The 24,310-nt window shown below is 32.7% G+C and carries 17 protein-coding genes; 3 read left to right on the forward strand and 14 right to left on the reverse strand.

What is annotated here, in order from left to right; translation table 11 throughout:
- From Q4Q40_RS18435 to Q4Q40_RS18485, 11 genes are all read right to left on the reverse strand, one after another.
- On the reverse strand, nt 1-1,853 hold a 1,853-nt coding region (locus Q4Q40_RS18435), incomplete at its 3' end, for a PorP/SprF family type IX secretion system membrane protein (protein WP_303303654.1).
- 1 nt (nt 1,854) lies between these two features.
- Nucleotides 1,855-3,306 carry a T9SS type B sorting domain-containing protein gene (locus Q4Q40_RS18440; protein WP_303303450.1) on the reverse strand — a complete coding sequence of 484 codons (1,452 nt, stop codon included), beginning with the start codon at nt 3,304-3,306 and terminating at the stop codon, nt 1,855-1,857.
- Nucleotides 3,307-3,476: 170 nt separating this feature from the next.
- Complete coding sequence (locus Q4Q40_RS18445; protein WP_303303451.1) at nt 3,477-4,781, reverse strand: beta-helix domain-containing protein; 1,305 nt, start codon at nt 4,779-4,781, stop codon at nt 3,477-3,479.
- Nucleotides 4,782-5,316: 535 nt separating this feature from the next.
- A complete protein-coding gene (locus Q4Q40_RS18450; protein ID WP_303303453.1) occupies nt 5,317-5,763 on the reverse strand; it encodes a hypothetical protein in 447 nt (148 codons plus the stop codon).
- A 925-nt stretch (nt 5,764-6,688) separates the two neighbouring features.
- Complete coding sequence (locus Q4Q40_RS18455; protein WP_303303454.1) at nt 6,689-8,242, reverse strand: sialate O-acetylesterase; 1,554 nt, start codon at nt 8,240-8,242, stop codon at nt 6,689-6,691.
- A 137-nt stretch (nt 8,243-8,379) separates the two neighbouring features.
- Nucleotides 8,380-8,757 (reverse strand): type 1 glutamine amidotransferase family protein, encoded by a 378-nt coding sequence (locus Q4Q40_RS18460; RefSeq protein ID WP_303303455.1) that lies wholly within the window; start codon nt 8,755-8,757, stop codon nt 8,380-8,382.
- Nucleotides 8,754-9,338: a type 1 glutamine amidotransferase family protein gene (locus Q4Q40_RS18465; protein WP_303303457.1), complete on the reverse strand. Its 585-nt coding sequence runs from the start codon at nt 9,336-9,338 to the stop codon at nt 8,754-8,756. Before Q4Q40_RS18465 ends, Q4Q40_RS18460 begins: the two co-directional genes overlap by 4 nt.
- Nucleotides 9,339-9,491: 153 nt before the next feature.
- Entirely contained in the window at nt 9,492-11,651 is a 2,160-nt protein-coding gene (locus tag Q4Q40_RS18470; protein ID WP_303303458.1) for a sialate O-acetylesterase, read from the reverse strand.
- A gap of 101 nt (nt 11,652-11,752) precedes the next feature.
- Nucleotides 11,753-11,953 carry a hypothetical protein gene (locus tag Q4Q40_RS18475; protein WP_303303459.1) on the reverse strand — a complete coding sequence of 67 codons (201 nt, stop codon included), beginning with the start codon at nt 11,951-11,953 and terminating at the stop codon, nt 11,753-11,755.
- A gap of 223 nt (nt 11,954-12,176) precedes the next feature.
- Nucleotides 12,177-13,580 (reverse strand): sulfatase, encoded by a 1,404-nt coding sequence (locus Q4Q40_RS18480; RefSeq protein WP_303303460.1) that lies wholly within the window; start codon nt 13,578-13,580, stop codon nt 12,177-12,179.
- A gap of 39 nt (nt 13,581-13,619) precedes the next feature.
- Nucleotides 13,620-15,047 (reverse strand): glycoside hydrolase family 30 protein, encoded by a 1,428-nt coding sequence (locus Q4Q40_RS18485; protein WP_303303461.1) that lies wholly within the window; start codon nt 15,045-15,047, stop codon nt 13,620-13,622.
- A gap of 747 nt (nt 15,048-15,794) precedes the next feature.
- Between Q4Q40_RS18485 and Q4Q40_RS18490 the strand changes: the two genes are divergently transcribed.
- Nucleotides 15,795-15,956: a hypothetical protein gene (locus tag Q4Q40_RS18490; protein ID WP_303303462.1), complete on the forward strand. Its 162-nt coding sequence runs from the start codon at nt 15,795-15,797 to the stop codon at nt 15,954-15,956.
- A gap of 611 nt (nt 15,957-16,567) precedes the next feature.
- Nucleotides 16,568-17,194, forward strand: a complete 627-nt coding sequence (locus Q4Q40_RS18495; RefSeq protein ID WP_303303463.1) for a putative quinol monooxygenase — start codon at nt 16,568-16,570, stop codon at nt 17,192-17,194.
- Nucleotides 17,195-17,672: 478 nt separating this feature from the next.
- Here the strand turns inward: Q4Q40_RS18495 and Q4Q40_RS18500 are convergent, their stop codons facing one another.
- Nucleotides 17,673-18,563, reverse strand: coding sequence for a helix-turn-helix domain-containing protein (locus Q4Q40_RS18500; RefSeq protein ID WP_303303464.1), 891 nt, complete (start codon nt 18,561-18,563; stop codon nt 17,673-17,675).
- An 889-nt stretch (nt 18,564-19,452) separates the two neighbouring features.
- Here Q4Q40_RS18500 and Q4Q40_RS18505 point away from each other — a divergent pair.
- Nucleotides 19,453-22,197: a carbohydrate-binding protein gene (locus Q4Q40_RS18505; RefSeq protein ID WP_303303465.1), complete on the forward strand. Its 2,745-nt coding sequence runs from the start codon at nt 19,453-19,455 to the stop codon at nt 22,195-22,197.
- A gap of 142 nt (nt 22,198-22,339) precedes the next feature.
- Here Q4Q40_RS18505 and Q4Q40_RS18510 read toward each other — a convergent pair whose 3' ends face one another.
- On the reverse strand, nt 22,340-23,365 hold the full coding sequence (locus tag Q4Q40_RS18510; RefSeq protein WP_303303466.1) for a cytochrome-c peroxidase: 1,026 nt from the start codon (nt 23,363-23,365) through the stop codon (nt 22,340-22,342).
- A gap of 80 nt (nt 23,366-23,445) precedes the next feature.
- The gene (locus Q4Q40_RS18515) at nt 23,446-24,309 is read right to left on the reverse strand and encodes an MbnP family protein (RefSeq protein ID WP_303303467.1); all 864 of its coding nucleotides are present in this window, start codon (nt 24,307-24,309) and stop codon (nt 23,446-23,448) included.
- Between the last annotated feature and the right edge of the window lies 1 nt (nt 24,310).

The following is a 24,310-nucleotide window of genomic DNA, read 5'->3' on the forward strand; positions in this document are numbered from 1 at the left end:
GCTCTTGCGGCTTCTGCATCAGCTTTTGCTTTTGCTTCGGCGGCAGCTTTAGCTCTTGCAGCTTCTGCATCAGCTTTTGCTTTTGCTTCGGCGGCGGCTTTAGCTCTTGCAGCTTCTGCATCAGCTTTTGCTTTTGCTTCGGCGGCGGCTTTAGCTCTTGCAGCTTCTGCATCAGCTTTTGCTTTTGCTTCAGCGGCAGCTTTTGCTCTTGCGGCTTCTGCATCAGCTTTTGCTTTTGCTTCAACGGCAGCTTTTGCTCTTGCGGCTTCTGCATCAGCTTTTGCTTTTGCTTCGGCGGCAGCTTTGGCTCTTGCGGCTTCTGCATCAGCTTTTGCTTTTGCTTCGGCAGCAGCTTTAGCTCTTGCGGCTTCTGCATCAGCTTTTGCTTTTGCCTCAGCAACGGCTTTAGCTCTTGCAGCTTCTGCATCAGCTTTTGCTTTTGCTTCGGCAGCAGCTTTAGCTCTTGCGGCTTCTGCATCAGCTTTTGCTTTTGCTTCGGCGGCAGCTTTAGCTCTTGCGGCTTCTGCATCGGCTTTTGCTTTGGCTTCGGCGGCAGCTTTAGCTCTTGCGGCTTCTGCATCAGCTTTTGCTTTTGCTTCGGCAGCGGCTTTAGCTCTTGCGGCTTCTGCATCGGCTTTTGCTTTTGCTTCGGCGGCAGCGGCTTTGGCTCTTGCAGCTTCTGCATCGGCTTTTGCTTTTGCTTCGGCGGCGGCGGCTTTGGCTGCTGCTGTTTTTCTTGATCTTTCAGCTATTTCTTTAGCTTTTGTTTCTGCTAACAACTTAGCTCTTGCTGCTGCTGCTGCTTTAACTTCTGCTGCTGTTTTTCGTTTAACCGGAACTTTACTTTTAACAGAAGTTCTTCGTCTCACTGTAGATCGCTTTCTTCTTTTGTCAGGAATGATAATAGAAGCTTCTTCATCGTCACCACTATAAGCATATCTATATCTGTTTTTAAATTTATAGGCTAGTGTTATATCATGGGAATTTCCAAAAGATAACAAATCTCCTATAGCTTTTTCATAATTATATTCTATAGAAATTTGAGTACTTATATTTAAACCTAATCCTATAGATAATCCATATAAAGTATTATACCCCGCTTGTGCCCAAATACCTTTAGGAACAGTTAACATAGCTATTCCAGAAATAACTGTCTTATCTTTTTTAAATTCTGTTTTTATTAAACCAGAAAATTTACTTTCATCGAAAAAACCACGAGTGTCTGCATAACCCGTATACATAATATGGGCTTGTACACTTTGCTCAGGATCTTCTTCTACTATCTTGGATGTATTGAGATTATATAAAAAAATGTTATTAAGGGATAATCCAAAGTCAAGAAAATCTGTACCATAATTTATTCCAGGATTCGCTGTTATCAAAGAGTTTGATGGTATATTGTCTAAAGATGGGTCTGGGAAATTTGTTATGACTTTACCCTCGTTTATACCACTTTTGTAAAACCCCAAATTCATACCAAAAGTTAAATTGCTGTCTCTATTAAGTACAACATTGTAAGCGAAATTTAGAATGCCACCAAAGGTGGAAAATACGCCATAATTTTGTTGAAAAAGTCCAATACCAGCGCCTATGTTTTCTCTAAATCTTCCAGAATAACCAAATAAATATGTTTGAGGAGCATCTTCAAACTGAGCCCATTGTCTTTTATTATTAAAACTAATATATTTGTTTTGTTCTCTTACAAAACTAAAGGTAGGATTGATAGCATATCTATTAAACTTTAAAGAATTTCTAACAGGTAATACAAACGAAACAACTCCATCTTCTTCTTGAGTATGGAATTGTTGTGTAAAACACAAAAATAGAACGATATGTAATAGATATGTTTTCATATTATTTTACAACCGTTATAGACCCTTTTCTTGTTTTTTGATCTTCGGTTGTTATTATATAATAGTAAACTGGATTTACACTTTTAAAATCCAATTCATTTTCTGGCCAATTATTTTGATAATCATTGGTTTGTAATACTATTTCTCCTCGGGAGCTTATTATTAGAACTTCTGCATTTGTTCCACTTACGAATGTTTGTGGAATAACCCATGTATCATTCTGTCCGTCACCATTTGGACTTATTAAATTAGGTATTTTTTCAACTTCTGGAAATGCATCATTTATTACAAAAAGAAATTCTTTTGATGATATACAGCCTATGGTTTGATATATAACAGCTTTATAGTTACCTATTTGCGTTGCTTCATAGCTACTACTATTTTCTCCAGTAATTAGAGTGTCATTTAAGTACCATTCGTATTCTGGGCTATTAGCTGTATCTGTAATATTAATATCTAAAGTTCCACTAGCAGGCATTAAATTTACTCCTGGTAATTCTGAAACATCAATGCTACTCGTAAATTGATTGGCATCAAGCGTAATCGACGCACTGGTTGAACAACCATTTAAAGTAATATTAACGGAAAATGTACCTGATTCATTAGTTTGATATGTTTGCTCTGTGGCTCCAGAAATTTCATTGCCATCTTTAAACCATTGATAACTATTAGCCGAAACAGTACTTAAAGTTGTTAAACCCACACTAGCACAAAATGAATCTCCTAAACTAGAAGTTATACTGGAGGCTCCACCAGCCGATGCTTCACTAACGGTTACCTTGTTTGACCTTGCGGTCTCTGAAGTACATGATCCGTAATTTATTACAACAAAATAAGTTCCTGGGTCACTTACTGCTAAACTTGCCCCTGATGCAAAAGGATCCGATGTTGTCGGACCTGTTACTCTATGCCAAGTATATGAAAGTGAAGGATATTGTAATGGAGAATTATTATTTATAAGGTCTGGGTTATCTATTGTTAACAAATAGCTTCCTCCAGAACAAAAAACACCTGTATTTTCTAAATTATTAATAGAGAATCCTGTGTCAACAAATTTATAATAAGCAGGGAAAGCATCAGAAGAAACACTTGTTTCAACTGGATCTGTTCCTTTAACTCTAAGTTTAAATCCTTCTCCTGCTATTGTTGTTGGCACAGAAAAATTAATTATTCCTGGTGATGTGATAATTTCTCCAACTGAAGATGTATATAGTATCACTGCTGGATCTGAAAAATTTCCTGCTTCATCAGAGAGTTCTATTATAAACTGATTAGAAGCACCCAAACCTGATTCTGTAAAATCGAATTTTACTTCAAATGTATTAAAATCAGGATTAGCACAAGTTTTTGTAAATTCAAATGAAGGTTTTCCTATTTTTGGTTGTGCATACGCCTTTCCTACTACAAATAGTAAAATTAAAACAATAAAGTTAGTAAAAGTAAAGTTTCTCATACGACATTATTCTTTAGTAAATAAAACTTCTAGAAACAATTATCGTACTACTAACGACACCATTATAATTGAAAATCACTTTTATAATAATTAATTGTTGATTGGTTTACTAATAAGGGTCTTTTCTCGTTCTGAATTATTAATTAAGCTAAAGTAAAAACTAGAAATTTCTAGTTTTTACCGTTAGCAGCTATTATTTTATTAATACGTAATCTAAAATCTGGTCTTTTCTTATTCTTTAAATCTATAAAAGTTTCAGAATTTTGGCTTTTTGCGTATACATTATAAAATGATCTGTTACCATACCAGTTTTCTAAGTCCTCATTATTAGAATTGTTTTCTTTAAATATGTTTCCATTACAGTTATTGAAATACATATCTACAAATTTTATTCTCTCTAAGTTCTCTTGATTGATTATTATTTTATCGTCTAATATTACCGCTGGATTAAATCCAGAAATAACACTTTTATTAATATCAAGTGAAGCACTTTCTCCTATAAATATGGCTTCTTTAATTAAACCTAATTTAATATGCTCATTTAAATCATCACTAGTATTTATTAAAGTAACATTTTTAGCAATTACAGATGTTCCTTTTTTTGTAAAATCTACTTCTTCTTTTTTATCATAAGATGTTACTTGTAAGCATCTAGCTCCTTTACTACTACTACCATACGGAGATCTAACTGCTAATGAGTTAGTTAATACTACTTGTGTCCCATAATTAAATTTATAGTCATTAATGTTTGATCTATAAGAAATGGCATTTGATATATTAACGTTACCTCCTAATACTTCAAAAGAATCTCCTGCACAGTAACTTACCATAACATTTTCGAATACTGTTTCGCTTCCTACACCAGCTAAGAACAAACCATCAAATTTAGCTCCTGTTCTTAATTTTTTTCCTGCATATTCTATTCTAACATATTTTAGTATACCAGAATTACTTTTAGTGTTTGTTCCTCCATAGTTAGTATATACATAAGAAGAAGGATCCAGGTGTGCATACATAGATGCTATTGAGCTGTTTCCAAATTTATTTGTTGGTCCATCTCCTAGTATAATTATTCCTCCCCAGTCTCCTGCTTTTTTAACACTTCTATTTGAAGTAAAAATAATTGGGTCGGTTTCTAATCCTTCTGCTATTATAGTCGCTCCTTTACTTATAGTTAAAGATGCTTTAGAATCGTAATCACCTATAATAACTGTTCCTGGTTCTATAGTAAGTGTAACACTATCTGCTACAAAAACATTCCCCATTAACAAATAAGTATCTCTTTTTGATAGCTTGGTATCTTTGGTTATATTTCCTGTTATTATCTGACTAGGTTCCCCGTAATCAGACAGTTTAGGACTGAAATCTGTCCAGTTATTTAACCAGTTTTCTGTACCTACTATTCCTTTTTCCTGTTGTGCGGATGCGCTTCCAACTATTAAAAGCAACATCATTATTTGGGTGATTCTTTTCATAACAATTTATATTAATACTTGTTTAAGTCAAATTTACAATTAATTACATTTACATTCCATAAAAAGCTAATAAATTCGATGAAATACACTATTATGAAATATTTACTTACAAAAAAGTCCGATGTACTACATGTTTTTATCTATCAATTACGCATAAACGAAATTTACTTATAGTTAGTAAGAATTTTACCAACAAAATGCTTGTTCAAAAAAGTAAAGAAAAAGGAGATAAACAAAAATGTATTACAAATTAAAAAGTTTACTTATAATTAAATAATCGTTTGTACGAAATTATTTAATTACAAGTAAACTCATCAAAAAATATAAAGTATTGATCTTATACTTTACTAAAAAACGTCATTATTTTAACTTACAATTATAAGTATGTCTTGTTGACTTCTCAAAATTGAGTTTCATAAGAAAGTAGGGTTTAATTTTTTAAACCTTATAATATGATATTTTACTGAAAATTTACTGATATTATATTTAATTTAATAAATAAGTAATATCAAAAAAAGTCTACTAGTATGTATGATCAACGATATTCACTGTAATCGTGTAGCATCTTCATGGTATCTTCATAAAATATGATAGCTGCTACCAGATTACTTTTATCTGAGTATGGCAGCATCGTCCTCTGAAAATTAAGTGTTGTTTCCAGAAAAGCATCTGAAGCTTCATATTCGTCATCTAAAGTTGCTCTATTATCTTTTGTATTAGGAATTCCTAAAGTAGACATCGTTACTCCTGGTTTTGTAGCGAACGCTATATATGGTAGCGTTTTAACTAGAAGTTTTATTCTTTCAATATAAAGTTCTAACAATTGTCCCTTTTGCATGCGATCTAATTCTTCCTTATCATGGTATTTTTTTATTCCTACCTTATCACTGATAATACTTTTAGGCACATCTTTCTTTTGAGCAAAACTAGCTCCAGTTATTAAAAATAAACTTAAACTAAAAAATATAATTTTCATTTTCATATTATAAATTTTCTTGATTATGAATAGCAAAACTATGCAATTTATCTTAAAAAACAACATTTTGACCGATTTTTTTGCATTTTATCCTGTAATTTATAAAAATACGTAGTATTGTAGTGAGTTACAATTAGATAATAAAAAACCAAAACGAAGACTATTGCCTACAAATATTTAATATTTGTAGTTTTTTATATTCATATATGGTATAGAACCCTATTTTTTTTAAGAATTACATTAATTATTAGGGATAAAATATTTTATTCGAAATATTTCTTCTTTTTTTAGCCATTTATACAATAAATATTTGAAGACACTAAAATATAACCGATATTTTACTGTGTAAAAAATGTGTTTCCATGGGTAAATATCTTTTTTACATCGCCCAAAAAAGAAATAAACCATGGACTGGAAGTCCATAGGTTCGTTTTGGCAGACTGAAAGTCTGCTTCGTGAAATATGGTAAAACTGAATTTGTGTGAATTCGTGTCAAAAGTTTTTAGAAGCTGAAAGCGACATGCACTAAAGTACATAGTTTTAACTTCATTTGAGACCAATAAAAAGTCTGGTTTTAAGTTTTACGCTGGTCATATTCATTTTATATTTTTGTTATCGCGAATACGCTATCGCTATTTTGGCGGTCAAATTAGTTTTTGGTGTCTAAAAGAAATGCCCTTACACTATTGGTCATTTCACACTTATTAACTCTATTACATAAATTGTATATAATAGATTGTTTGTTCTCTCTTTCTAAGCTCAAACAACATTTATTTTTTAACGACATCTTCAAACATTTGACGCTTGCCTACAAACCTCTAGAGTGTTTACCTCCAATTCATGGTTTTAACAATTTTATAAACAGATCAATATTTGTGGGTACAACGTAGCTTTTCCAGCAGGTCTCCCTAAGGGTTGAAAAATTTTTAGATTAAGGTTTAAAAGTATCTGTTCTAAATGGGTATGCTGGTAAATCTACGCCATTTACTAAATTAACTGTTGGCTTACCTGTAAAGGCATAGCGCACATAAAGCGGTTTTTCTAATCCTGAAGTACTCAATATTATTGTTTTTCCTTTTATTTTGGCATCTGCAGGAAACCACTTTTTAGAATCATCTGATAACCAAAAGGCTTTTGGTGCTTTACCATCTTTTGTTTTAAGTTCTTTGGCATGGTCAAAGTAAATGACTAAGGTATTTTTTTTTGTTTTTATTTTTTTAAATATGGGGCCATAAGACTCTGTACCTGATTTTAAAACAGCATTCATTGCCAGTGATGCTAGACGTTTACCAATAGGTAATTTATCTTTGGGGTGTATATTTTTAACATGCCCTAAATCGATCGTGTTTACTACAGATGTATTTGGCAACTCAAGAACTTTTAATTGTGACTCTCGCATCCACGCCCATGAATGAGAATCGGGGCTTTCTAGATTAATATCTGTTCCTGAATCTAAAATTTTCCCATACCCTGGTAGCATAACCACCATAAAATGCATGTCGTCATTATTCCAAGACTTTCGATAATTTTTCACCCATTCTTTAAGTGTTTCTCCGTACTTAAGCATACCAGAGTTTCTTGAAAACCAAGGTTTTTTCGGCATGCCATGCATAGATTGTGTATTACGTTCTCCTTGATACCAAACTAATCCGCTGCATGCATAAGGAATTAATGGATGCATCATGGCATTATAAAGGATGTTTGATTGTCTGCGTAAAAAAATATCATCTTTTCTTGCCCATGGTTTTACTCCTTCTAAAATAGTTTTTATTCTATTTTTAGTATTAGTATCAGCATCAAACTCATCCATCATGGTTTTAAAATGAGGCACTGTTTTGGTCATTTCTCTTGGCATCCATGCTTCTATGGATGAACTTCCCCAAGATGTTAAAATAATCCCCACGGGAACATTGGCCGATTTCTGAAGAAAATAAGCAAAAGAAAATGCTACTGCACTATTTGGATGTTCATTCACCCATTCACCATCGCAAGTTTCTTGAGGTTGAAACGCCACTGTGTTTTTTACTTTAAAACTTCGAATATTGGAAGATGTGGGTATTAAAGCTTTAATTTCTGGGACACCTCCAACTCCCATTTGCATATTGGACTGTCCTGAACATATCCATACATCTCCAACTACGATATCTGAAATCTTTATAACATCTTTATTAATTGAAGATGTTATAAGCATTGTTCTAGACTCGAAGTTCGCATTTAATGCATCTAAATTTACACGCCATTTACCATTGGAATCTACTACGGTACTTTTCTCTGAGTTCGCAAACTTAACTGTAACGGTTGTTCCAGCTTCTGCCTTTCCCCATATAGGAATAGGCATATCTCGTTGTAAAACCATGTGGTCTTTAAAAAGAGAGTTTAGTTGGAATTCAATACGTTTCTTATTTTCTTTTTTATTTAAAGAAACAGACACATTACCAACTAATAAACAGATAATTAGTGATATACAAAAACTATACTTTTTCATATAATTTACTTTTAAAAACTTAAACAGTTTCTTATTTAATTTTAAAATTATTTCGGTAGAAATTAATTTTTAAAAATACAATATTTGTCTTAAAATTATTCCTCTATGGTTTAGAAACTGTTTAATTTTTAAAAGTATTAATCTAAGCCCATTACCCTAAGTACGACACTTTTGCTTGTTGGAAAATCTGCTTCTATATGATTATCAACTACATTGCCACTTAACCATTGTAAAGCTCTTACCATTGATTGTTGAAACGCTGCACAACGCATGCCTGGAGGCCATTCTTGGTTTTTCCACAAATGGCCATAGGTAGAACTATATACTTTACCTCTACCAAATTTCACAGTCCATTCCATAGGGAAGTTTAATTTTGTTTTTGGATCTCTAGCATAAGATATAACTTCTAAGTTTTCGGTTGTACCTCTTCCGTAGCGATAAATCTCTACATCGGCGGCTCTCCATGCTTTTGGCATACCTCTATGAATGGGATGATTGCCTATCTGGGTTATCAAGCATCTGTACGTGCTCCATGTCTTGTATTTTCTCCTTCTCCCTTTGCAATAACCTCCAGCTCTTCTTTATCATTAATAGTTACTGCTACACCAAAATCTTTATTTCGCCACCCTAAGGCTATCATTTTATTATATGCAGGCCATCCTTTAAAGGCATTGGCAGCACTGTGATATATGTATACGCCACCACCTTCGTCCACGTATTTTTCAAAAGATTGTTTTACATGATTGGGCCATTGTAAACTATCTTCCCTAAAAATATTATTGCAAGTTTGTATCACAACAGGGTATGTATTAAAATCAGGATTCCAATTTTCCCATTCTGATTTGTTTTCTTTTTGATTTGGACAGGTACTTACTGCTACTTTAAACTTCCCAGTAGATTCGAGTATTTTTCGTAAATATTTAGTATTTGTATCCCATTGGTGATTGCTAAAACCATCAATAATTAATACTGGTATTTTAGTAGAATTAGAAATATTATTTTTAATCGACTCTTTTTTTATTTGAGGTTCAACGCTTAAAATACCGAAAAAAAATACCATACATGTTATTACTGATTTATTTATATAACATCTCATAGATTATTTTTATTTACTGTTTTAACTAACTCAATAAGAACATTAGGTATTAGCTGTTAAAAATAACGATTAGTCATTGTCACCATAATATCGGTATTATTCTTTCTTCATAATTAGCTTCAATAAATACTGTAAAGCCAATCATTTATCAGGCTATTTATTCTCTAAAATAAAATCTACAATAGGTTTTGGATTTTTTAGTGAATGGGGATGATGCCCTACTTTGGGTTTACGAATAATGGTTAAATCCCAACCTAATGCTATAAGTCTTTTTTGTAATAAAGCTGTGTTTTCTATAACAGGAACAACGTTATCAATGTCTCCAACAACACTTAAAATAGGCACTTTATTACTTGCTAAATATTCCAGGTGGTTTACAGGGTTACCGTTATACAAAAGGGCTTCTTTTTCTGAAAAGTCATATTGTTTTAAACAGGTTTCCCAAGTAGATGGATTACCTTCTCCTACACCTTTTCCTCCAGGCCAACTTTTAAAGTCGCAAACAGGAGCGTCTACATAAATACAGGCTACTTTACTAGCATTACGATTTGCCCAATTAAAAACAATAAGCCCTCCTCTACTCATTCCTTCTAAAACAACTTTCGTATTTAAATTATATTTGGTTGTTATGGTATTATAAAAATCATCCCAAATTTGGATCGCTTTTTCATTTCCAAACAAACCGCCTACATTAATATATGCTACATGGAATCCTTTTTCTAAAAGCGCTAAATCGGTTTGTGGTTCATGACCCCAAAAACGGGCACGCCAAATCCAATTCTTTTTTTTATTAGCTTTTTTTGGAAAAACAAGTTTAAAATTAACGCCATTAAGTGTGGAATCTAATATTTTGTAACCATGCCATTCTTTTATATTATTAGTACTTTTTATTTTTTTATTATAAAAACTCAAAGCTCCTAATTTATTCTCTGAACCTTTAATCCAAGGTCCATTATAGACGTCTTTGGTATTTAAATAGAACTTATTGGGTACATATGTGATTTTATCAAAAACACTATTTTTTTTAACTTTTAGTGTTAATTTATCATGATTAATTGTTATGTTTTCTACCATGTTAGATACCTGTTCTGCACTATTTCCCTTTGAAAAAAAGAATTGATTTTTAAGGTAATGTATATTACCTTTTACTTTCTTTTTATCATTATAGTTAATAGGTTGATCAAATTTTAATACTATGTTATTATTATCCAGATAGTATGCATATTCCAGTTTTGGTGGTGTAATAATACCATCAGGTTTTTCATTATAAAAATCACCAGAAATCAGAGGAAAAATACGATGTGCAAACTCTAAATAGCCCTCATAAGAAAAATGGCAGCCATCATGACCAATAACACTGTTTGTAGACATTATATCTACCATGTCATATTTCTCCGAAATTTGATATTGCTTCTCTCTTAATTTAGATGCGTAATCGCCTCCACATCCTGGATGCAACTGAAATAAGTAAACCTTTTCTAAACCAAGGTAAACCCTTTTCCAATCATTAAAAAGGGTATCGAAATTTGATTCGTAAGATTCAGCTCCTTTCAAGGTATTGGTATTTGTTTCTCCTTGATGCCATAGAATAGCTTTAATATTATTTTTTAGTCCAGCTTGATTTACACGGTAAGCTAATCTACCAAAGCTAGTTTCTAATGATGGTTTTTCTGGGTAAAGCATGTTCTGCTCTATTGAAGAAGAACCACTACCGCCATTAATAATACAAACAGGAACTTGGTGTTTTTCTACAATAAGGCGCATTAATTCCATGCCCCAAACACCAACACCATGTGGATTTTTTTTAAACCAACCACCAACACCTTTTAAATTAGGGCAGTTTCCTGTGGCTAAGCCCCAACGTACTTTTTTATCTTTGTTATTATAAGATTCAAAACCAGTTTTAACCCCAAAACTTCTACAATAAGGACTACTATATGTTGATAAGCTACTACTTGCATGAGAGTTTGACTGACCTGTAATAATATAAGCATCTCCACAAACAACATTATTAGCTGTTAAATACAAACTGTCTGCATTATTTTTTTTGATGTAAAACTCAAATTTAAATTGGTGCAAACCTGCATCAATTTTAGTAGAAAGAGAAAACTTTTTATTTTTTAAAGTATCTTTTTGTGTATCATATAGTTCTCCATTCTTAAATACTTTTAATGTGTATTCTTTAAAATTGGGAGTTCCTTTAACGAGCCCAGAAATAAAAACTTTAGCACTATCTGATTTATTTCGTGCATATAGCTGAAAATCCTCAGGAGATTTTGTGATTTTTAATTCTTGTGCAGATAAATTTGCCATGAGAATTATAGAAATAATAAAAAAAAGATAGTTTTTAAAGTCGGTCATTTTAAGTTAAGTTTTTCAACATTGTTTGGTTTCTACAAATATCATGAAAAAATCTAGTTCACTCGCTCTATATCAATATAAAAAGCGTTGCGTAGTGTTCCATCCTCCGTATCAAAATAAGCTAAAAACGCTGTTTCTCCTTGAGGAATCTCCTTTTCTAGTATAGCAGCTTCTGCACTATTATCTATATTAACTTTTATACGCTTATCCCCTATTTTTAAGTTAAGCTTTTTTAAATTTATGGGACTTTCCATCTAATAATAGACTGAATATAAAAGAAACCTTGTTCTGTAACAAAAATACCCTGACCATTCAAAAATTCTTTTCTCAAATCAACCAATTATTTTCTCTGTTATAACAAAAAGACTATTAAGCGTAATCTTTTATTTATTGTAAACCTTTCATATAACTAACCAATCAACATTATGATAGGTTATAAAAATCGGTTTTCAAAATTTGCTGAATTATCTTAGAATTCTATTGTAATTTATCTATCAAAGATTTCTTTAACTCTGTTACTAAATTTGGATGTTTGTCTGCTATATTTTTGGTTTCATTTTCTAATGTTGTGTGATCATACAATTCTACGAAACCATTTTTATGAAGTAATAATCGATGCGTTTTAGTTCTTATAGTTGTAACGTTATTTTTATATGCAAATGCAGAGTGGCCTGCTTTATCTGGTTTTTCTAATATTTTTTTTAAAGACACACCTTGTGCAAATTTAGGGGTTTCTACGCCTGTTAAATCACACAATGTTGGAAAAATATCTAGTGTTTCTACAATAGCATTGGTTTTGTAACCTTCTTGTTTCATTCCTGGGTAGTGAATTATCATTGGTGAACGTAAAGATTCTTCAAACAAACTATGTTTCCCCCAAATAGCATGTTCTCCTAAATGCCAACCATGATCTCCCCAAAAAACAATAATAGTGTTTTTATCTGCTCCTGTTCGTTTTAATTCTGCAAGAATTTTTCCGACTTGCGCATCTGCATAACTAACACTCGCTGCATAATGACGCCGTACTTCGTCTGCAAAGTCTGTATCTTTATTTGGATCTTTACCCCAACGGTTATATTTCATAAATTCACTAGAATTGTGCCATGTGGTTCTTCCTTCTGGTTTTTGCGGATGCTTAATTTCTGGAAGTTTAACCTCTTTATACTTATCCAAATAAGATTTTGGAGCTCCGAAAGGCAAATGTGGTTTAATAATTCCAACGGCAAGGAAAAATGGCTTTTCGTTATTTTTGGCAAGTACTCTTAGCTGTTTTAAAGCTTCATTTGTAATCGCTCCATCTGGATATATAGTATCTGCTCCTTCTACGGATTGGAAAACATCCATACTTTTTGAATTTGTTCTAATTTCTCCATGTGCCAACCCATGCATCATTCCACGTGGATGTTGCCATTCTGCAATTGGCATAAGATGTTTATCCCACGCGCCTGGCATTTCAATAATTGTACTGTCGTTCCAGTTTTTACCGCCTCTTCCTCCTGGATGATGGGATACCTTTCCTACTGAAACTGTTGTATACCCTTGTTTTTTAAACCATTGGGGCATGCTTGAATTATTTTCTTTAGCGTTGATAAAAAAGGCATCATTACCAGAAGGACCGTATTGCCCTGTTAATAAGGTATAACGAGATGGTCCACAGCTTGGTGAATTAACAAAATGTTTTTGAAATGAAACACTAGTTTCTGCAAGTTGGTCTATATTAGGAGAAACTATATAATCTGCTCCAAAACATTTTAATTCAGGACGAAGGTCATCAACACAAATTAATAGAATATTTGGTTTTGCTTCTTTAGATGATTTTGAACACTGAAAAAATGATAGTGTACAAAAAAATAACGCGACTAGTAAATTCTTATTTTTCATTCTTAAATTTTCAAAAGAAATTTTGCACCACTATTTCTCTTATTTTTTTGGTTCAAAAACAAATGCACATAAACTATTTGCAGGTAATTGTACTGTATAGTTTTTACTAGCAAGTTTTATTTGCTGTGTTTCAATAATTTCGGTGTCGTTTTCTAAAAAAACAACGACATGTTTTTTGTTACGAACTGCCAGAGCATCAACATTATCTGGCGTTGTAGTTTTTATACTCTGATCTCCTGGGCGAACAAATTTACTAAACAACGCCATGGGTGCATAATCTGCATTATAGGTAATTGTTTGTGTTTGACGATCAATTTTAATCATACTATTTTGTTTCCAGCCCCATGCACTTTTACTTTCTTCATTAAGAACCATATTCCAATAGCAATAGTTTTCACATCCGCTATTAATCCACATGCATACTTCATTGAATCGAGATCTGGCTTGTTTCATAGTATTTTTTCCGTTCCAGCATTTTCCTTCGGTGTGCATAAAATTCATTTCTGGATAATTTTTATTTAGGGCTTTTATAGCTTTAGAACTACAGTATTGTAATCCAACACCATCAATCTTTTCAGCACCTTTTAAAGCCATAAATGCACTGGCATCTTTACGCTTACCTCTAAAACTTCCTGCCCATAATTCGGTTTTCAATTCTGCAGACTTAAATGTTGGACGAATATAATCAAAAGCTAATTCTGCCATTTGCTGAGGCGACATATCACAACCTGGATATGTTGGATTCATATCTGTTTCATTCTGAATAATCAATCGGTCTACTTGTACGCCATGTTTAGAATATTCTTGTATATATTTTGAAAAATAGAGGGCATATGCATTGTATATTTTAGAATTTGCAATAAGGGTATTATTCTCTGGATTTTCATTACCTCCATCCATTTTACCTGTTATTTTCATCCACCCTGGAGGACTCCACGGAGATGCAAAAATTTTCAGATTTGGGTTTTCAACATAAGCTGCTTTAATAAAAGGTATTACCGATGTTTCGTCGCGTGCTACAGAAAAATGTTTCATTTCAAAATCATCTGGGGTTTCACTATAACTATAAGCTCCTAAACCGAAATCGGACGATCCTATTGCCGTTCTACAATGCGATAGGCCTATACCCTTATCTGCATTAAATAATTCTGCTGCTAACTTATATTGTTGAGCTGCTTTCAAACTCATAAAAGCCTCGCCTCCTTGTTCGTTAAAGGCGCCTCCTATTCCGCTTAAATTTGGGTGAATAATGTCATTTAATCTAATTACAACCGAGGCGTCTTTAGTTTTAGAAGGCTTAATTTTAAGTCGTTTGGTTTGTATTGGTTGCGCAGTAACTGTAGTACCATCTGATAGGTTAACGTAATTTACAGATACTGGTTTATAATGCGTGACCGTTTGCGATTGTGAGAACCAAGACAAACTAATAACCAGAGTCCATGTGATAAAGAAAGTTTTATTTTTCATATATAGATTATTTACATTTTATCTTGTTTTTTCATTTTTATAAAAAAATTCCTCTTCTCTATTTATAAATTTGCTGAATCTTGATTCTTATAGTAATTTTTCACTAAAAAAAGGAGCTATATTCTAATCAAAAATAGATTAATTTTGAGAATAAAGTATTATATATTAATGATAAAAAAAATCTTAAAACTGACTATCCCTGCCTTTGCCAATAGGTGGCTCCGAAGCAAGTCATAAGAGGTATACTTCGGCTCCGCTCAACACAGATTTTCGCCAGTTTCATATCCAATCAAGTTGCCTTCAGGTTTTGCCCTTGGAAGCAAAAACCGAATTTTGTGTTTTGCCTCATCCAGAACTGCCTTTTTTGGCAGTTCTGATGGCTCCAAAGGTTGGACTAATAAGCTGATTGTTTTGTTAGAAAAAAACCGTTAGGCAAATCTGCCTCTATTGGAAACTGTTTCAATTCCTAAATCACTTTTAACTCTTTATTCGTCCCTATTTTATCTAACATCAGCACTTTTTATAGCATACTTTATGTTAAACATTGATCTTTATTGCCAATCTATTATTTACATAAATAGGTTAAGGCTTTTAATTAGTTACGGCGGAGATTTTGTATAAAATTTTCGTCGTTTTTTTGCAAAATTAAAACCTAATAAGATGGATGATCGTATATACAATTGATTAGAATAAAGAAAATAAAACTGACTTCTATTTTACGGAGTCATAAAAAAATATAGATAAACCATGGAAAAAGGAATATTACCGAAATATTATACGAATGAAAGAAGTATTCTTGAAACAAAAAAAACACAGAAACAACATATGATGGAGCGTTTAGAAAATGGAAATTCAATACTTGTAGTTGTTTCTAATTATAACCCATTAACATTTACTAGAGTCCTATAGTATTTACTACACATCATCAATCGTTGTATCTCAACCACAACTCACTACTATTTAATAGTTTACATAGATTTTTCTAAATATACAACGGGTTCTGTATATTAATTTAGTACAAAATTAAAGGCTTTTCTGTTCTTTTCTATTTCATCATAGCGATGCTATGATGAAATCAAGCAAGTACTTGATTATACTATACTTTTAATACTAACAACCTTCTAATGCATAACTCTGGTTAGCTATAACAATACTATCCTGATATTAAGAAAGCATCCAACCTTAGATTGGTTTTAAATGCAATAAAAAGTGATTTGTAGAAATAACAAACTGTTTATTTTTAAACTCTTTGCTTATTATATCTATCCCTGTTTTTATTCAAATAATACCCCGCAGCTCTGCTGCGGGGATAGAAAAACTAATCATTTGTTTTATTTATAGAAAATTGTCCATGCATAAGTTATAAATGTCCATTCCAAAACTCTTCGATTTGCAACAAATTTGCACTGTAACAAAAATTAAAAAATATGAAAACAAGAATACCTTTAAAAATAGTAATCCTGGTAATGTTTCTAGGATTTTCAATTCAATCATTTTCTAAACCCAAAAACAGTAATATTATGAAGAGTACAAAAGAAGAAATCATCGGATTATTAGTAACTATGAAAGCCAAATCTGGCAAAGAACAAGATGTTAAAAACTTTTTACTTAGTGGATTGGCACTCGTAAATAACGAGCCTCAAACGGTGTCTTGGTTCGCCTTTCAAATAGACGAAAGTACTTTTGGAATATATGACACATTTAAAGTAGAAGCAGGCAGACAAGCACATTTAACAGGTGAGGTTGCAAAAGCGCTATTAGCAAATGCTGAGAATCTATTGGAAAGCTTTGATGTAAACGTGAGTATTCGCCCCGTTAGTGTATTGGCATCTAACCATAAAGCAGGAACACAAAACAAAGGCTTATTAGTTATTATGAAAGCTAAAGCAGGTAAATCTACAGATGTAGAAAATTTTCTTCAGGTAGGTAAGCAATTAGTAGGAGATGAACCAAAAACTTTATCTTGGTATGCGATTAAGTTAGATGATATGACGTATGCTATATTCGACACTTTTGCAGAAGATACTGGAAGAGATGCACACTTAACGGGCAAAATAGCAGCAACTCTTATGGAAAATGCTCCTATTATTCTGGAAAATTTTGAAGCAACAGCTATTCAAAAAATAGATATTTTGGCTTCCAAATAATTGACTATAGTTAGAAGAGGCTAAAAAATATCATTCTGAGTATTACCGAGAAACAAAATATATTTTGTTTTGAAAGTAGCAGCAAAGCTGTGAAGAATCTCTGAAAATTTTAATGTTTTGATTTTTAATTGAATAAGATTCTTCAGTCGTAAGCTTCGCTTATATCTTCAAACAAAATATATTTTGTTTCTCGATAGCCTACCATTGACGTGTTTTGTAAATGACTAACTTTCAATTGTTTGTCATTCAGAGCGCAGCGAAGAATCTTTATCATTAATCCCTAAAGATTCTTCAGTCGTACCTCCTTCTGAATGACACCCCTATTACGTCATTTCATACGCTAGTTAAAATTTTTAACACAGATCTCTGAATGACAATAGCCTTTGCAAACATAGGATGACAAAGTTCATCACTTTTTAAACAGCCTCTTCTAACTATTTTTGAATAACGATTCCATGGAGCTGGTACGTCTTCTATTTTATTGCAAACCAATTGATGGAGTGTTTTTTAATTTTTCTAATTTAGCAAAACCAACTGTCTTTTTATAAATATTTGGTGAAACACCTACTTTCTTTTTAAAAAATCGACTAAAATAAAATTCATCTTCATATCCCAAAGATGCAGCTATCTTCTTTACAGGTTTTGATGTTAAATAAAGTTCGCGTTTAGCAGCTAAAATAATTCTATTGGTTATTAAATCTGTTAGGGTTTGATTTAAATATTTTTTTACCATTACAGCTAGAGTTTTAGGGCTTATACATAACATACCTGCGTATTCTTGTGGTGTATGCAACTTAAAGTAATTACTTTCAATAGCATCTACCAAATTTTGCAAAACTTCAGAATGTTTATCTACAAATTTTAATACAGTATCTTTATCAAATTTCTTTTTCTGTCTTACAGCTTCGATAAGAAAAATTTTTAAAAAAGCAACTAGCATTTCATATTGCGCAATAGAATCCTTATCCATTTCTCTTGAAATTTGATCTATGAGATTAAAAAACAATGTTTCTTCTGAGAGTTTAAAAAAAGGTAAGCCATGAAAATTACCAAAAAGAATACCTTCTGTTTCAATGTCATTTTGATGGCGGTATGTACAAAAAAAACCGGGATGAAAATTTAATAGAAAACCCGAGCATTCTTCATCTGAGGTCACCATAAAAGGTTGATAAGGAGATAAGCAAATCATATGATTAGCTTTGAGTTGATATTCTGAAAAATCTACTTTTAGATTAAAACTAGCACTGCGTAACAGAATGATAGAGTAATAATTCTTTCGTTGTAAATGATTAAAATGGTTTAGGTTATTGAATCGCTCTAACCTAAATGTTAATTCATCATTTTGCTTATTAATAATAATTTGTTTCATGAACTTATTTTTAATTACGTTTAACTCATTACATGTATAGTTTCTAGAACAAAGGCAGCATAAGACCTCTCTATTTATCAAACCTTTTTCTAAATCTTACAAAAAAACAGATGCTTTACCATTTTTATTACATCATCTCCCCCTTTGTTTCAGATGTAAAGTGAATAGAGCTCCAATTTAAAAGGGCATCATCTAGCGCAAAAATAATTATTTCGTGAGTATCCTATACTCTTTATAATTCGCGGAAGTTAAATGGTTTTGATTTTTTGTCGTGTACTTTAGGACTTTCTTTACAAATTTTATTTATGTAGAAAAAGGGAATAAAGAATTTCTTGAAACCAACTATCTTAAAGGAGGCAGAGCCACAGAGGTATTTCGCTGGTTTCATACCCAATCAAGTTGCCCACAAGGTTTTGACCTAAAAAGGTCAAAAACCAAAATTCTGTATTTTTCCTCTCCCAGAACTAAAAAAGGTAGTTCTGTCTTCTCCAAAGGAGAGGTGACATCGGAAACCCCGACGCAGAGTGTCGAGCAATTCTTTAGATTAAGGTTTCTATTGTAATGTTAAAATTATTTTTTTTAACATATAAAAAAAATCAATAATTGTACGATTTGCGTCAAGTTGAGTGTGGATAATAAAATACGGACACTTATTTACTTCCAATACAAAAACACTTGTTCTAAAAACGTCATTAATCGATGACTGGTATATTGTTTTTATTAGCCTATAATACTGACTATAAACACAATAATCAACAAATAAAATTATCCTTCTATAAATGCTTAGTACTAGCCAAACTTTAAATCAAATTAGCACGTATAACAATTTTAAGATTCCATTAATAATTAACCTAATTGCCAATCTTGGCAGAATTAAATTTTTTAAAATATGTTAAACAACAAGCACTATTTTTCCTTTTTAATGTTTTTACTGGTCTTTTCGGTAAATGCGCAAATAGATGGAGATCCAGATATTGGAGACTTATCGGCTCCAGGAATATTTTACGATAAGTTTGAAGCTCCTTTAGATGAAGATACTTGGCGGGTAGAACATAGAATATGGGGACAGCCAACCTATAACGATTTGTATTTACACGGAGGTGTTATACAAGAAAATTGTTATACCGAAAATGGAAATGCCGTTATGAGATCTTTAGGAGATTACTACAACGGTACTCTAACAAGTTTTAATGGCCAATTTAATACGCGCATGGGAGCAGCTATGCTTACAGATAAAAGATTTGCTTCTGGCCGTTTTGAAACCAAAATGAAAATAATACAACGAGAAAATATTGGTGTACTTTCCACAGCCTGGTTATATTGGTATGATGAAATTACAGAGAATGAGTATCCTGTACAATATGCAAAAGCGGTTACTGCTGGTAATATTGAGTATGAAAATGATGATGAAACTGTCGTAAAACTTAATAGTGAAATAGACATCGAAGTAAAAGGTATTGGGCTTTCGAATCCTGTATTTAAAAACTGGATTGGACCAGACGAAAGAGAACTCAATGAAGAGGCCGATGGTGGCGATACCCAATTACCTATTAATCTTAACGATGGTGAATATCATGTATACCGATGGGATTGGCACACAGGTGGAAATGGAGAAATTCCAAGAGTAGAATACTATATAGATGATGTATTGTATAAAACACTTTATAATAAAGTTCCTTATATAGCCGCTAATTATACTGTAGGCAATTGGTTTGCATGGTGGGCTGGTCATGATACAGGAACATATAATCCTCCATTATTTGATACAGACTATGTATATGTTGATTGGGTTAAAATAACGCCTTTTTATGAACCTAATGATGATTGGTTTCTTGCTGAAGGGCAAACACCATATCCAAATTGGGTATCTCATGAAATTCCAGGAACAATTTATGCTGTAAATTACGATCGTGGTGGTGAAGGCGTTTCTTATCATGATGATACTACAGATAATGTAGGAGATGGTATTAGACTAGACGAAAGTGTAGATACAAATATGGCCGACCCTATAAATGGAAGTTTAGGATGGATGAAAGCTGGTGAGTGGGTAGAATATACCGTATATGTTAACCAATCTGGTTTTTATGATATTAGTTTTTACGTGACCGCAGACGATGAAACTCCAGGTACATTTAGCCTAGAGGTAGATGGTACAGATGTTAGTGGTAATATTGATGCCATAAATACTGGTAGTTGGACAGATTTTCAAAGCAAAACCATTAATAATGTAGAATTGTTGGAAGGCCAACACGTATTACGAGTTAATTTTATAGAAGGTGGATTTAATTGGAACCAAATGGATTTTGAACTCTCTGCTCCTATTGTAATTCAAGAACCTTACCCAGTTGCAGATACAAGACATGCTATACCAGGAACCATTAGTGCTATCAATTTTGATGATGGTGGAGAAGGGATTTCTTATCATGATTCAGACACTATAAATGAAGGAAATAATACGACCCGAAATACAGGTGTAGATATTTTAGATGGAGATGGTGGTAGAGGAAACATAGGGTATTCTGCTACTGGAGAATGGCTAGAATATTCTGTAAATGTGGCACAATCTGGAAATTATGAAGTTGTTTTTAGAGTAGCTTCTAACTTAGATACCCCAGGATCTTTTAGATTAGAATTAGATGAAACCGATGTTACAGGCACTGTAAATGCGCTTTCTACTGGTGGATGGACTAACTTTCAAGAGTTAACAATAAATAATATAAACCTAACAGAAGGCGATCATATTTTAAGGTTTTATTACGTTGCATCTGGGTTTGATATTAGTGAAATGACTTTCACTCCAGAATATGAATCTGGACAAACACCATACCCTTCAATATTAGCAACCAGAATACCAGGTGTAATTCGAGCGGTAGATTATGATAATGGCGGAGCGGGCATTGCCTATTATGATGTTACTGCTGGAAATGCTAGTGGTCTAACAGATACGCCTGGACCTAGACAGGATGAGGATGTAGATACGACCTTTAATAATGACACAGAAGATGGAGCTGCTCCCACTATAGGTTGGGGTTCTACAGGCGAATGGGTAGAATACACTATTAATGTAACACAGTCTGGGATATATTCTGCAGAGGTACGCGTAGCATCGGTATCTGAAACTCCTGGTACATTTAGCATAGATATAGATGGTGTGGATAAAACTGGGGTTATTTCAGCCGTTTATACAGGTAGCTACTACCTTTTTGATGTTGTTACAGTGGATAATATTGATCTGGAAGAAGGTATTCATGTACTTCGCTTTAACATTGTAAAAAATGGTTTTAATTGGAGTAAATTAACCTTACAAACTAGTGATGATATTAATTTTACCAGTCAGGCTTTTTCTGATGTATCGCTTAATACAACAACTAAAGGATTGGAGGAAGACAATTCTAGAATAATCTATAAAAACCCAATACAAAATAAGCAATTAAATATTCGTTTGGATAAGACCAAAGGTTCTGAATTTGATCTTAAAGTTTTAAACTTAATAGGTTCTTTACAATTTAGTACAAAAATACAATCTGGAGACCATTTTGTAGACCTTTCTAAATTATCTTCGGGTGTTTACTTGGTTTTTGTAACTAACCAAAATAATACGTTTAAAAAAGTGGAACATATGGTTATACCTTAAACCATTTAGTAAATTATAAATAACTTAAAAAGTCTTAACCTTTTATTTAAAGGTTAAGACTTTTTTTATTCCTAACATTTTAGAGTAATAACCTGTTGTGTATTTTGATTTTTTTGGCTAAATCAGCTAGTCTTCATACCTCTTAATCTTCAAGCCCAATAAACGCCTCATCACTCAGCGTTTTCAAAAATGAAATAAGATTGTCCTTCTCTGTTTCTGTGAGCGGAATTCTATTGTTATTATCTTTAAGAATAGGATCTAAATTATCTGCTTCCAAAACACCATCATTTAAGTAATTAAGAACCTCTTTTAAAGTCGCAAACTGACCAAAGCTTCCGTAAGGTGCTGTATATTCAATGTTTCGTAACGACGGCACGCGAAAACGCATATAATCTTCTACATCACCTGTAACTCTAGCACGTCCAGCTTCTTCGTTATTTGGATTTATAGGAAACCCAATATTTCTAAAACTCTGGTCTGTAAAAAGTGCTGTACTATGACAACTGATACACTTGTCCTGAAAAACGGCATAACCTAAAGCTTCTGATTCTGTGAAAGTTTCTCCTTCATTTTTTTGTACTCTGTCATATTTACTGTTGGCAGAAATTAGTGTATATTCAAACTGTGAAATACTATTATAAATGCCTTCTGCCGTAATACCTCCACCTTCAAAAGCCTTATTGAATAATTCAATATAATCTTCGTCATTTTCAATTTTACCAATAACTTCTAGTATAGAGGAATCCATTTCTTCGTGTGTTATAATGGGAACTAATGGCTGACTCTCTAGCTGAAGTTTGTTTCCAACCCAGTTATATACTTGCATAAATGCCATATTCTGAACAGGTGGCGTATTACGAATTCCAACACGTCCTTCAATGCCTATACCTATTGCATTGTGATCTGCAAATGCATTTTCCTGTATATGACAACTCGAACACGAAATAGTGTTATCTGCACTTAATCTTTTATCATTGAATAGTTTCTCACCCAGTTCTACGCCATATACTGTTGGTATGTTCGTATAAAACGAACTATTTAATTCTGGAAAATTAATAGGAATATCCAGTGGAGCTTCTGGATTATCATAAGAAACGTGCTCAGAATCATCAGTGCTACACGATGTTAACCACAGTAGTATAAAAAGCATTCTTATTATACGTTTCATATTAAATATGTGTTTGTGAAACTATTAAAAGAGCCAGCTTGATGTGTCACCATAGCCGACTCTTATTTAAAATATTTTATTTAGTTTTCTACTGCAGTAATAGAGAACATACCCGTAATATCTTCGCTACCATCACCACCAATATTGTCTACAAACTTCTCCATTTCTGTAGCTGTATGTGCGCTTGGCGTTGCATTGTTCGTAATATCTCCAGTTGATACTAATGTAATGGTATAACTATTTCCACTTAATAAATAATCAAAATCAGCTTCGATCTTTATTATAGGTGCATTTTTACCAACAACAGCAATCGTTTCCAGGTCTAAAGTAATGTCTCTATAAGCATCTACACCCTGTGTGTAACTTCCTTCTACACCTTCTACTGTGCTACCCGAATGGAAAGACAGTTCTTTATTATCTGTATCGTAAAAACCTTCTATTTTAGTAAAACGGTATCCAGTCCCCCATTCCCAATGCATTTCGGTATCATTTTCTCCAGCTGCTTCATAAAAATTTGGAAAACTGACTTCGTCTAAAGTATTTAATTCTGTTTTTACACCTAAACCAAATTTGATTTTACTGTAATCATCTGTTGGAATGTCGCTTAAAACATATTGTAATGTTTCTGTTTTAGACTGGTCAACAATAGTTGCGCCGTTATCTAAATCGTTTACATTATAAGGAATTTCAGTTCCATCTGTCTTAATAAGACGAATATTAGTGATTACATATTTTAACTCAGAAAAATGGTAAACTTGTCCTGCTTCAGAAGTATTTACTGTTGCTTCTGTAGATGTTTCGTCTCCTAATACTATAGTCGTACCTTTAAAAGTGTTGTTGAATTCTAAGGTTACATTGTTTGCAACAGGGATGTCGTCGTCACTACAAGATGCGATGGTTAATGATAATATGGCTAATAAAAGGTAATTTGTTAAAATCTTCATT

The organism is Flavivirga jejuensis (genome assembly GCF_030540765.1).
In the GTDB taxonomy this organism is placed as follows: domain Bacteria; phylum Bacteroidota; class Bacteroidia; order Flavobacteriales; family Flavobacteriaceae; genus Flavivirga; species Flavivirga jejuensis.